At 56.1% G+C, this 253-nt stretch carries 1 protein-coding gene; it reads left to right on the forward strand.

What is annotated here, in order from left to right; all coding sequences use genetic code 11:
• Positions 1 to 15: 15 nt before the first annotated feature.
• Positions 16 to 253, forward strand: a 238-nt coding sequence (locus tag ACPYOM_RS23100) for a hypothetical protein (RefSeq protein WP_481347759.1), incomplete at its 3' end; no start/stop codon positions are given.

Raw genomic sequence — 253 nt, forward strand, 5'->3', positions numbered from 1 at the left:
TACATCGACGGCGTCGTGTGGTCCCTCGTCGTCGAAGCGGTGTTCTATCTCATGGTGGGGATTACGATCGTCTTTGCGCCGCGCGTTTCCCTGGAAAGCCTCGCAAAAATCCTCTGCGCCATAAGCACGCTCTATCTCGTGGTCTGGTCGGTGGCATTTCTGCTCGACAAGGAGCTGTTTGCGGCCCTTTCGCGCTTTCCTTCGAAGGTTTTTCTCCTGCGCCATGGCGTATTCTTCGCGCTGGGAATGTTTC

The sequence above is a fragment of the Monashia sp. HAY1-2A genome, from assembly GCF_056755315.1.